Here is a 10668-nt window from a genome sequence, read left to right as displayed (position 1 = left end):
AGCACCGAGTGCAGGATCTGCGCGATACCGACCGCCAGGGTCGGCGCACCGCCGGCACGGGCAAGCACGGTGGTCTCGCCGATGTCCTTGGCCACCGCTTGCAGCGCCTCGGGAGTGATTGCAAAGCCCCAACTGCTGACGGTCTGGGCCACGGCCACCACGTCACCGCCGACGATCGCCGCCGGGCTGTTCATGGCGAAGTACACGCCTGGCTCGATCACCGAGGCGGCGACCATGGCCATGATGGCCACGAAGGACTCCATCAGCATGCCGCCGTAACCGATGTAGCGGGCGTTGGTTTCGTTATCCAGCAGCTTGGGCGTGGTGCCCGAGGAGATCAGCGCGTGGAAGCCCGAGACCGCGCCGCAGGCGATAGTGATGAACAGGAACGGGAACAGACCGCCCTTCCACACCGGCCCGGTACCGTCGGTGAACTGGGTCAGTGCCGGCATTTTCAGCTCGGGCATGGTCACCAGGATGCCGATCGCCAGGGCGACGATGGTGCCGATCTTGAGGAACGTGGACAGGTAGTCCCGTGGCGCCAGGATCAGCCACACCGGCAGCACCGCCGCGACAAAACCATAGCCGATCAGCATCCAGGTGATCTGGATCCCGGTGAAGGAAAAGGCCTTGGCCCAGACCGGGTCGGCGGCAATTTGCCCGCCCAGCCAGATCGAACCCAGCAGCAACAGCACGCCGATGATCGAGATCTCGCCGATGCGGCCCGGGCGGATGTAGCGCATGTAGATGCCCATGAACATCGCGATCGGGATGGTCGCCATCACCGTGAAGATGCCCCACGGGCTCTCGGCCAGGGCCTTGACCACGATCAGCGCCAGCACCGCGAGGATGATGATCATGATCAGGAAGCAGCCGAACAGCGCGATGGTGCCGGGGATGCGGCCCATTTCCTCGCGCACCATGTCGCCCAGGGAGCGACCGTTGCGGCGGGTGGACAGGAACAGGACCATGAAATCCTGCACCGCACCGGCCAGCACCACGCCGGCGATCAGCCAGAGCGTGCCGGGCAGGTAGCCCATCTGCGCCGCCAGCACCGGCCCGACCAGCGGCCCCGCGCCGGCAATGGCCGCGAAATGGTGGCCGAAAAGAATGTGCTTGTTGGTCGGGACGTAGTCCAGGCCATCGTTGTTGAGCACGGCAGGCGTGGCCCGGCGCGCATCGAGTTGCATCACGTTGTTGGCGATGAAAAGGCTGTAGTAGCGGTAGGCGACCAGGTAGATGGCGACTGCCGCGACGACGATCCAGAGGGCGTTGATGGCCTCGCCTCGACGCAAGGCCACGACGCCCAAGGCGCACGCACCGACGATGGCCAGCAGTAGCCAAGGTAGATGGCGTAGCGGGCTATTATTGTTGTTCATTTTTATATTCCAGCCAGGGTGGACAAGAAGGTAGCCATTGGAGTTTAGCGCTAACCCGGGCAAAGGCCATACCCGACATTCGTCTGTCAGCGGTCGAACGGTGACGATGTGCAGTCAGTTGGGTCTATAGTCAGTGAATAACCAGAGGGAATGCGTAATGAGCGAACGTCGCCGCTTCGTACGAATTGAGTTCCATGCCAGGACCGAACTGAGCCAGGGCCCCTTCATCTGGCCGGTGAAGTTGCTGGACTTGTCCCTGAAAGGGTTACTGATTGAAAAACCTCAGCCTTGGCTCGGCGACCCAGAGGAACCTTTCATGGCTGACATCCACCTGAGCCCTGAGGCCGAGGTCAAGATGGAAGTCCGCCTGGCTCACGATGACCATGGCCACCTGGGTTTCGTCTGCGAGCACATCGACCTGGACTCCATTGCCCATCTGCGCCGTTTGGTGGAGCTCAACCTGGCCGATCATGATGAGCTGGAGCGGGAGTTGGCGGCGTTGATCCACATTTAGGCACTCCAATGATTCCTGTGGCGAGGAGATTTATCCACGTTGGGCTGCGCAGCAGTCCCAAAGAAGTGACTGAAAATCTACCTGATCCACCGAGTAGCCAGATCTAGGGCCGCTGCGCAGCCCAGCGGGGATAAATCCCCTCGCCACGGAAAAGTAGCTTCACCACCGCGCACGGCACCAACCTTTGTGTCATTCGAACAACGCATCCAACGCCTGCTCCAGGCGTGTCACCGCAATGATCTGCAACCCTGCCGGCGCTTCCTTCGGCGCGTTGCCCTTGGGCACGATGGCCCGCTTGAAGCCATGCTTGGCCGCTTCCTTGAGCCGCTCCTGGCCACTGGGCACCGGCCGCACTTCGCCCGAAAGCCCCACTTCGCCAAACACCAACAGATCGTGAGGCAGCGGCCGGTTTCGCAGGCTGGACATGACGGCCGCCATCAATGCCAGGTCGGACGCGGTCTCCAGCACCTTGACCCCGCCCACCACGTTGAGGAATACATCCTGGTCGTGCGTAGGAATTCCGCCGTGCCGGTGCAGGACCGCCAACAGCATGGCCAGCCGGTTCTGATCCAGCCCCAATGTGACCCGACGCGGGTTCGCCAGATGACTGTCGTCCACCAGCGCCTGCACTTCCACCAACATCGGCCGGGTGCCTTCCCACGTCGCCATGACCACGCTACCGGGGACTTCTTCCTGGGCACGCGTCAGAAAGATCGCCGAAGGGTTCGAAACTTCTTTCAGGCCCCGGTCAGTCATGCCGAACACACCCAATTCGTTGACGGCGCCAAAACGATTCTTCACCGCCCTCAGCAAACGCAGGCGCCCATCGGATTCGCCTTCGAAATACAACACCGTGTCTACCATGTGTTCCAGCACGCGCGGCCCCGCCAGCGCGCCTTCCTTGGTGACGTGGCCTACCAGGAAGATCGCCGTGCCGCTCTGCTTGGCGTAGCGCACCAGCAACGCCGCGCTCTCGCGTACCTGGGACACGCCGCCCGGCGCAGATTGCAGTTGCTCGGTGAAAATGGTCTGGATCGAGTCGATCACCATGACCTTGGGTTTTTCCAGGCGCGCCGTGGCGATGATGGTTTCGATGCAGGTCTCGGTCATGACCCGCAGTTGATCCTGGGGCAAGCCCAAACGTCGAGCGCGCATGGCGACTTGCTGCTGGGACTCTTCGCCAGTGACGTACAGCGCCGGCATGCGCGTGGCGAGATTGCACAAGGTCTGCAATAGGATGGTGGACTTGCCGATGCCCGGATCGCCACCGATCAACACCACAGAACCATCCACCAGGCCGCCGCCCAGCACCCGGTCAAGCTCGCCGGACGCGGTAGAGAAACGCGGGATTTCCTCGACGCTGACCTCGGCCAGGGTCTTGATCTGCGCTTGCTGGCCGGCCCACCCGGTACGACCGGTGGGCGCCGCAGCCCCGCCGCTCTCCACCATGGTTTCGGTCAGGGTGTTCCAGGCCCCGCATTCACTGCATTGGCCAGCCCATTTGGGAAAGGTCGAGCCGCACTCGGTGCAGCCGTACATGCGCTTTGCCTTGGCCATCTGAACTCCGGGTAAAAACCGCGATGATAACAGTCGGGCTTTACTGCGGGGCCGGCATTCTGATTTCACCCTTTGCCAAGTCAGCTGCGGTATTGCCCAGCGGATCCCTGGCCTCCAGGTCGGCGCCCTTGGCCTTCAGGGCGTCGAGCAGCTCATCGCGCTTGAAAAGGCCGGCATACATCGCAGCGGTCTGTCCGGCACCGTTGCGTTGATCGGGGCTGCAGTCGGTCGACAATAAACGCTGCGCGATATGCACCTCGCCCTTGAAAATGGCGCCCATCAGCGCCGTGTTGCCACGCTTGTCCTGGGCGCAGGCATCAGCGCCGGCAGCCAGCAGCCGTTCGACCGCCGGCTCGTGACCGTGATAAGCCGCCAGGATCAGCGCGGTGTAGCCCTTCTCGTCCCGAGTATCGAGCGAGTAACCGGCCTCGATGAAAGTGTCGAGCATCGGCACATCGCCCCGGCGGGCGGCGTCGAAATAATAGTCTTGCAATTGCTCCCGCACCTCGGCCGGATCGGCGGGCGGAGCCTGATCGGCCAGCACAGCCCATGACCAAGTGGCGAATATCAGGAAAAATAATTTACGCATCATGGCCTCTCCATACGATCCCAGACTGAGGGAGCCGATCCCGCTCGGCTCCCTCAGGCGAATCAGTCGTTCAGCTTCTCGGCCAACGCCTTGACCCGAGCCAGATCACCCTTGGCGACACGGGCCACACCAGTGCCGTATTCAGGATCAGCCTTGTAGAGGAACGACAGGATGATATGCTTGCTCTCGTCGTCGGTGGTCGCCAATGACCCGCCGAAACTTTCGATCAGGTCATCACGTTCTTTCTTGCTGAACGAACGGTACAGATCACCGGCCTGCTTGAAATTCTGCTCACGCTGGATTTTTGCCTGCTGGGTGCTGCCGGTCAGCTCGGTCTGGCTATAGCGCGCGGCGGGTTGCTCTTCACGCGGCATCAGCCGACTCGGCTGATAATTCACGCCGGTACTGCTACTGCCAGAATTCATCGCGCCATCCTGGTTGCCGTTATTGACGGCGACCTTGGGGGTGTTGATGGGCAACTGCAACGCGTTCGGCCCGACCCGGTACATTTGCGTATCGGCATAGGAAAACACCCGGCCCTGCAACAGGCGATCTTCCGAAGGTTCGATACCCGGCACCAGGTTGGCGGGAGCCATCGCCACCTGTTCGGTTTCCTGGAATACATTGGACGGGTTGCGATTCAAGACCATTTGTCCAACTTTTCGCTCAGGCACATCCGGCCAGATCTTGGTCGCGTCCAGTGGGTCGAAGTTGAACTTGGACAAGTCCTGCGGCTTGAGTACCTGAACGTACAAGTCCCACTTTGGAAAGTCGCCCTTGTTGATATGACTGACCAAGTCGTTTGTCATGTGACCGTAATCTTGCCCCTGTACTTTAACGACTTCTTTCGGGTCGAGATTCTTCAGACCCTGCAAACTTTTCCAATGAAATTTCACATAACTGATGTCGCCCTTGGCATTGATCAGCTTGTAAGCGTGTACGCCATTACCGTCCATTTCACGATAACTGGCTGGCGTGCCGGAGTTGGAATACAGCTCGGTCAGCGTGCGAGTCGCTTCCGGGACATGGGAAAAGAAATCGAAACGACGTGAATCATCGTCCAGGTTAGTTCGCGGATCAGGTTTGAATGCGTGCACCATGTCGGGAAACTTGATTGCGTCGCGAATGAAAAATGTCGGGAAGTTATTGCCCACCAGATCCCAGTTGCCATCGGCGGTATAGAACTTAGTGGCAAAGCCGCGAGGGTCGCGCAACGTCTCCGGCGAATGATTGCCGTGCACCACGGCGGAAAAGCGTACGAACACCGGCGTGACCTGCCCAGCGGCGAAGACCTTCGCCTTGGTCAAGTCGCTCAGGTCATTGGATACGGTAAATTCGCCATGGGCCCCGGTACCACGGGCATGCACGACACGCTCGGGGATGCGCTCACGGTCAAAACGCTGGAGCTTCTGGATCAGTTGCACATCCTGCAACAAGGTCGGGCCATTGGGGCCTGCGGTTTGCGAGTTCTGGTTGTCGCCTACCGCCGCGCCATTGTCGCGAGTCAGGGTGGCTGCATTGACGGACAGGGAAAACAGGCTGGCGGTCAGCATAACAAGGGAGCGGCGACCGGATAGGGTGCCGAGGCCTGGGGAAATGTTCATTGGCGTTTCCTCTGATTTTATAGAGCGCATCCATGTGCGCCTTTCAGAGGCTAGTGCCCGAAAATCCAAAACCTAAATAGAAATGCCGTACCGCATCGATAGAAAAAACGGTGTAGGGAATCGGGTATAAACCGCGTATCACGCGCGATTGATGGCACTTTGTAAACTTTTCCCTAACTGTCGAGTCGATAAACAAGCCAGCATTGTAAGCAGGCATTTCGAGCGAGCGACGTTTGGCTGGCTTACACTGCGGGTATCTACTCATCTGCCACAAGGAATAACTCATGGGCGTGCTAAGCGAGTTCAAGGCCTTCGCGGTCAAAGGCAATGTCGTCGACATGGCCGTCGGGATTATCATCGGTGCCGCTTTTGGCAAGATTGTTTCGTCATTCGTGGGTGACGTGGTCATGCCTCCGATTGGCCTTTTGATCGGCGGGGTGGACTTCAGCGACCTGGCCATCACACTCAAGGCCGCCCAAGGCGATACGCCGGCAGTCGTGCTGGCCTACGGCAAATTCATCCAGAGCATGGTGGATTTCATCATCGTCGCGTTCGCGATATTCATGGGCGTCAAGGCCATCAACCGACTCAAGCGCGAAGAAGCCGTCGCCCCGAGCGCGCCCCCGGTGCCAACCAAGGAAGAACAACTGCTGAGCGAGATCCGTGACCTACTCAAGGCCCAGAACGAGCGGCCCTGATCCTCGCTCTGTGTAAAGAGGCGTCCACGGGCGCCTTTTTTCTACCAGTAATTTTCCACCGCCACCTGCCCGGGCCGGCGAGTAAGGCTCAGTTGCAGCCCCTTGGCCTTGAGCAGCTTGCGCGTGTCGTCGATCATCTGCGGATTGCCGCACAGCATGACGCGCGAGTGCTCCGGCGTCAGCGGGACATTGGCGGCTCGCTCCAATTCGCCGTTTTCAATCAGCGTGGTGATTCGCCCATTCAACGCGGCCGGATGGTGCTCTCGGGTGACAGTGGCAATGAATCGAAACTTATGGGCGTATTCGGCAAGGTAATCACGCTGGGTCAACCCTTCGATCAACGCCTGATAGGCCAGCTCCCGCCCTTCGCGAACGCTGTAGACCAGAGTGATGCGTTCGAATTTTCCCCAGGCTTCAAAATCCTGGAGAATCGAGAGAAACGGCGCAACGCCGGTGCCAGTGGACAAAAGCCACAAGTCCCGTCCATCCACGAAACGGTCCAGGGTCAGGTAGCCAAAGGCTTGGCGTTCGACCAATAAACTATCGCCGGGTTTGAGGCGGCTGAGCTCGCTGGTGAACTCTCCGTCCGGGACGACGATGGAAAAAAACTCAAGGAATTCGTCAAAGGGTGACGACACCATGGAATAAGCGCGCCAGACGGTCGTACCGTCTGCCTTGACGACCCCAAGCCGGGCGAACTGGCCTGCTCGAAAGCGAAAGCCGCGATCCCGGGTGGTACGCAATGTAAACAGATGAGGCGTCAGGGGTTGCACGTCGATCAGCGTCTGGCGGGTAAACTTCTCTGCGCTGTCAGTCATGGGCGACTCCAGTAGGACAAGGGCTCTAGTGTCCCGCAAAGTCGGCACGTTAACCACTGAGACGAAAGATAGCATTGATCCGACGATCCCAAGCCGTGCCGCGAAAATCTTCTACCAAAGTTATACAGATATATGATCATGCATCGATAAAACGAAATAGCAGACAGTTATTTAATAACAACAAGTGCAAGTAAAAGAAAAAAATCCAACTAGAGCGTAGGAAAAGTCCTACACTCACCCTCGCCTCACCGATTGGATCCGCTTCGCTGTATGCCACACCAGGAGAATGCGATGGACGAATGGAAAGACTTGCAACTAAAAAAGCTATCGTGTGAACAGGACTTGCAAAATGCCTATCGCCTGGCTAGGGATTTCTTTAATAATCAGGGCTTTGATTTCTGTGCCTTCACTGCTTATTCAGGACCGCCAGGTCGATGCGCCAGCAAGATAAACCTCAATAATTATCCTTATGGATGGGACAGACTCTATGAAGAAAATGGTTACGCTGCTAACGACCCCTTAGTAGCTCACTGCAATCAATCCTCTCTGCCGATTCTATGGACCGAACGTGTTTTTTCCGAAGCCCCCAAGTTGTGGGAGGATTTAGATCGACAGGGTCTCAGGCATGGTTGGACCCAAGCTGTGCATGACGAAAAAAGTGCTTACTACAGCATGTTCAGCCTCGCCAGGACTCATTGCCGTATTGACGCAGAAGAGCATTACGGGAACCTCGGCTACGCCATTTTTGCCAGCCAAAGGCTGCATACGTTGGCAAGCAAAAAATTGGCCAGGCTGCCTTCACTAACGACAAGTCATCTCTCGCCTCGCGAAATTGAAGTGTTGAGATGGTCCGCTGAAGGGAAGACCGCGTCGGAAGTCGGCAGGATCCTTTGCCTTTCCGAACGCACCGTGAACTTCCATGTTTGTAGCTGCATGCGCAAATTGAACGTGACCAATAAAATCTCGGCGGTGGCCAAGGCGGCCCAGATTCGCGTGATTTGAAGAGCAGGTCAGGTTGCGACCCTGAAAACCCGCGAGTAATGCCTCGCGAAAAAACGTAACATTCGCGGCTCCACTTGGATGATGACGCGCCTACCACGCGACGCAGTTCATTCAGGCGGCCCCGCTGACACACCTGCCCCAGGCAGCGGGACATTCGTTGATTTTCCAGAGTCCCAGCCATGCCTTTGCTCGACAGCCCTTTCGCCCAACTCGACCTGATCCGCCAGCCCGAACAGCAGAACGAACCGCTGCAGGCTTTCGACGCAGCCGACGAATACCTGCTTGCGTACCTGGCGGAGCAACAACCGGGCGTTGGTAGCCGCGTAATGGTGCTCAATGACAGCTTCGGCGCCCTGGCCGCCAGCCTTGTCGGCAAAGTCCACGTCACCAGCAGCGGGGACTCGTTCCTGGCCTTCCAGGCATTGGAGAAAAACCTGGTGCGCAACGGCCTGCCCTTCGATGCGGTGCCGACCGTGCCCGCCAGTGAACCGGTGGCCGGCCCCTTCGACCGAGTGCTGATTAAAGTACCCAAGACCCTGGCGCTGCTGGAGGAACAACTGATCCGGCTGCAAGGCCAACTGGCGCCAGGTGCGCAAGTCATCGCCGCCGCAATGGTCAAGCATCTACCCCGAGCCGCCGGTGAACTGCTGGAACGCTACATCGGCCCGGTTCAGGCTTCGTTGGCGGTCAAGAAGGCTCGTCTGTTGATTGCCACGCCACAAGCCAAGCCACCGGCCACCTCCCCTTACCCCACGCGTTATGGCTTGGACGAGCCGAAAATCGAACTGCTCAATCACGCCAACGTGTTCTGTCGCGAAGGGCTCGACATCGGCACCCGTGCCTTCCTGCCGCATCTGCCAAAAAACCTGGGCTCGGCACGCGTCGCGGACCTCGGTTGCGGCAACGGCGTGCTGGCCATCGCCAGCGCCCTGGAAAATCCGGACGCCCGTTACACCTTGGTGGACGAGTCGTATATGGCCGTGCAATCGGCCGCCGAAAACTGGCGAGCCGCCCTGGGCGAGCGCGAAGTCATCGTGAGGGCGGGCGATGGCCTGGCCGGGCAAGAAGCGCAATCCCTGGATGTGGTGCTGTGCAACCCGCCCTTCCACCAGCAGCAAGTGGTGGGCGACTTCCTCGCCTGGCGCATGTTCCAGCAAGCCCGCGAAGCGTTGGTTGTCGGCGGCGCGCTGTACATCGTCGGCAACCGGCACCTGGGCTACCACAGCAAGTTGGCGCGCCTGTATCGGGGCGTCGAGCAAGTGGCCGCCACGCCGAAGTTCGTGATTCTCAAAGCTCGCAAATAGGCTGGATCAGTGAGTCGTCAGCCCCGCTGCGTTCATGAACATCCGCATCAGGCTGGCGACCACAAAGAGCGCCAGCACACTGCCGGCCCAGATCGCCGCCAGCCAACCAAGCCGCTGCCATAACGGTTTTTTTTCAGCGGCCTCGATGTCCTTCAAGTCAGGCTTGGCCATACTCGGCACCTCGCAGGTCGATCAATGGTAGCCGTCGTCGTGGGTCACCTTGCCGCGGAATACGTAGTAGCTCCAGAAGGTGTACACCAGGATCAACGGAATGATGAACAACGTGCCGACCAGCATGAAGCCCTGGCTCTGTGGCGGTGACGCGGCGTCCCAGATCGAGATGGACGGCGGCACGATGTTCGGCCACAGGCTGATGCCCAGGCCGCTGTAGCCGAGGAAAATCAGCACCAACGTCAGGATGAAGGGTGTGTAGTTGGCGTTGCGGGCCACGGCGCGGAACAACCCGTACATGGTCACGAGCACCAGGATCGGTACCGGCAGGAACCAGAACAGGTTCGGCAAGGTGAACCAACGGGCCGCGATGTCGGCGTGGGCCAGCGGCGTCCAGATGCTGACGATGCCGATCACCGTCAGCACCACGAAGGCCAGCGGCCTCGCCAGGTCGTGCATCTGTCCTTGCAACTTGCCTTCGGTCTTCATGATCAGCCAGGTACAGCCGAGCAAGGCGTAGGCGGCAATCAGCGCCAGGCCGCAGAACATCGTAAAGGGCGTGAACCAGTCCAGGGAGCCGCCGGCATACTGGCGGTTAACCACTTCGAAACCATCGATGAACGCCCCCAGCGCAACGCCTTGGAAGAACGTCGCCGTCAGCGAACCGCCGATGAACGCCTTGTCCCACAAGTGCCGCTTCTCGGCCCTGGCCTTGAAACGGAACTCGAACGCCACGCCCCGGAAGATCAGGCCGATAAGCATCAGAATCAGCGGTAGGTACAACGCCGAAAGCACTACCGAGTAAGCCAGCGGGAACGCCCCGAACAGCCCGGCGCCACCCAGCACCAGCCAGGTTTCATTACCGTCCCAGACCGGCGCGACGGTGTTCATCATCACATCGCGGTCGCGCTCGCCCTTGACGAAGGGGAAGAGAATGCCGATGCCCAGGTCGAAGCCGTCCATGATCACGTACATCATGATGCCGAAGATGATGACCACGGCCCAGATCAGCGGAAGATCAATACCCATGAC

11 protein-coding genes are annotated in these 10668 nt (G+C 59.3%); 4 read left to right on the top strand and 7 right to left on the bottom strand.

What is annotated here, in order from left to right:
• Nucleotides 1–1379 (bottom strand): carbon starvation CstA family protein (locus tag FHK92_RS19475; RefSeq protein WP_181289476.1); only part of this gene is annotated, 1379 nt, incomplete at its 3' end.
• A 157-nt stretch (nucleotides 1380–1536) separates the two neighbouring features.
• Here FHK92_RS19475 and FHK92_RS19470 point away from each other — a divergent pair.
• A complete protein-coding gene (locus tag FHK92_RS19470; protein ID WP_181289475.1) occupies nucleotides 1537–1893 on the top strand; it encodes a PilZ domain-containing protein in 357 nt (118 codons plus the stop codon).
• A 189-nt stretch (nucleotides 1894–2082) separates the two neighbouring features.
• Here the strand turns inward: FHK92_RS19470 and radA are convergent, their stop codons facing one another.
• From radA to katB, 3 genes are all read right to left on the bottom strand, one after another.
• On the bottom strand, nucleotides 2083–3450 hold the full coding sequence (gene radA / locus FHK92_RS19465) for a DNA repair protein RadA (protein ID WP_030140305.1): 1368 nt from the start codon (nucleotides 3448–3450) through the stop codon (nucleotides 2083–2085).
• A gap of 40 nt (nucleotides 3451–3490) precedes the next feature.
• Nucleotides 3491–4039 carry an ankyrin repeat domain-containing protein gene (locus tag FHK92_RS19460; RefSeq protein WP_181289474.1) on the bottom strand — a complete coding sequence of 183 codons (549 nt, stop codon included), beginning with the start codon at nucleotides 4037–4039 and terminating at the stop codon, nucleotides 3491–3493.
• A gap of 62 nt (nucleotides 4040–4101) precedes the next feature.
• The gene (katB, locus tag FHK92_RS19455; protein WP_181289473.1) at nucleotides 4102–5643 is read right to left on the bottom strand and encodes a catalase KatB; all 1542 of its coding nucleotides are present in this window, start codon (nucleotides 5641–5643) and stop codon (nucleotides 4102–4104) included.
• Between the two features lie 284 nt (nucleotides 5644–5927).
• On the opposite strand from katB, the gene mscL reads away from it, so the two are divergent.
• Nucleotides 5928–6341, top strand: a complete 414-nt coding sequence (gene mscL, locus FHK92_RS19450) for a large-conductance mechanosensitive channel protein MscL (RefSeq protein ID WP_181289472.1) — start codon at nucleotides 5928–5930, stop codon at nucleotides 6339–6341.
• 41 nt (nucleotides 6342–6382) lie between these two features.
• On the opposite strand, the gene FHK92_RS19445 is transcribed toward mscL, so the two are convergent.
• On the bottom strand, nucleotides 6383–7159 hold the full coding sequence (locus FHK92_RS19445; RefSeq protein WP_181289471.1) for a ferredoxin--NADP reductase: 777 nt from the start codon (nucleotides 7157–7159) through the stop codon (nucleotides 6383–6385).
• Between the two features lie 291 nt (nucleotides 7160–7450).
• Between FHK92_RS19445 and FHK92_RS19440 the strand changes: the two genes are divergently transcribed.
• Both FHK92_RS19440 and FHK92_RS19435 read left to right on the top strand, forming a co-directional pair.
• Complete coding sequence (locus FHK92_RS19440) at nucleotides 7451–8161, top strand: autoinducer binding domain-containing protein (RefSeq protein ID WP_181289470.1); 711 nt, start codon at nucleotides 7451–7453, stop codon at nucleotides 8159–8161.
• Between the two features lie 179 nt (nucleotides 8162–8340).
• Nucleotides 8341–9465, top strand: a complete 1125-nt coding sequence (locus FHK92_RS19435) for a methyltransferase (RefSeq protein ID WP_181289469.1) — start codon at nucleotides 8341–8343, stop codon at nucleotides 9463–9465.
• Between the two features lie 6 nt (nucleotides 9466–9471).
• Here FHK92_RS19435 and FHK92_RS19430 read toward each other — a convergent pair whose 3' ends face one another.
• Together FHK92_RS19430 and cydB are read right to left on the bottom strand one after the other, a co-directional pair.
• On the bottom strand, nucleotides 9472–9636 hold the full coding sequence (locus tag FHK92_RS19430; RefSeq protein WP_181289468.1) for a DUF2474 domain-containing protein: 165 nt from the start codon (nucleotides 9634–9636) through the stop codon (nucleotides 9472–9474).
• A gap of 21 nt (nucleotides 9637–9657) precedes the next feature.
• Nucleotides 9658–10665 (bottom strand): cytochrome d ubiquinol oxidase subunit II, encoded by a 1008-nt coding sequence (cydB, locus tag FHK92_RS19425; RefSeq protein ID WP_181289467.1) that lies wholly within the window; start codon nucleotides 10663–10665, stop codon nucleotides 9658–9660.
• Between the last annotated feature and the right edge of the window lie 3 nt (nucleotides 10666–10668).

It is taken from the genome of Pseudomonas brassicacearum subsp. neoaurantiaca (assembly GCF_013608025.1).
Classification (GTDB): domain Bacteria; phylum Pseudomonadota; class Gammaproteobacteria; order Pseudomonadales; family Pseudomonadaceae; genus Aquipseudomonas.
This window is presented reverse-complemented; position numbering and strand designations above follow the sequence as displayed.

Bases quoted from the DNA above. Each gene is read 5' to 3' on its own strand.
- FHK92_RS19470 (WP_181289475.1), top strand. From the start codon at position 1,537: ATGAGCGAACGTCGCCGCTTCGTACGAATTGAGTTCCATGCCAGGACC.
- radA (WP_030140305.1), bottom strand. From the start codon at position 3,450: ATGGCCAAGGCAAAGCGCATGTACGGCTGCACCGAGTGCGGCTCGACC.
- FHK92_RS19460 (WP_181289474.1), bottom strand. From the start codon at position 4,039: ATGCGTAAATTATTTTTCCTGATATTCGCCACTTGGTCATGGGCTGTG.
- katB (WP_181289473.1), bottom strand. From the start codon at position 5,643: ATGAACATTTCCCCAGGCCTCGGCACCCTATCCGGTCGCCGCTCCCTT.
- mscL (WP_181289472.1), top strand. From the start codon at position 5,928: ATGGGCGTGCTAAGCGAGTTCAAGGCCTTCGCGGTCAAAGGCAATGTC.
- FHK92_RS19445 (WP_181289471.1), bottom strand. From the start codon at position 7,159: ATGACTGACAGCGCAGAGAAGTTTACCCGCCAGACGCTGATCGACGTG.
- FHK92_RS19440 (WP_181289470.1), top strand. From the start codon at position 7,451: ATGGACGAATGGAAAGACTTGCAACTAAAAAAGCTATCGTGTGAACAG.
- FHK92_RS19435 (WP_181289469.1), top strand. From the start codon at position 8,341: ATGCCTTTGCTCGACAGCCCTTTCGCCCAACTCGACCTGATCCGCCAG.
- FHK92_RS19430 (WP_181289468.1), bottom strand. From the start codon at position 9,636: ATGGCCAAGCCTGACTTGAAGGACATCGAGGCCGCTGAAAAAAAACCG.
- cydB (WP_181289467.1), bottom strand. From the start codon at position 10,665: ATGGGTATTGATCTTCCGCTGATCTGGGCCGTGGTCATCATCTTCGGC.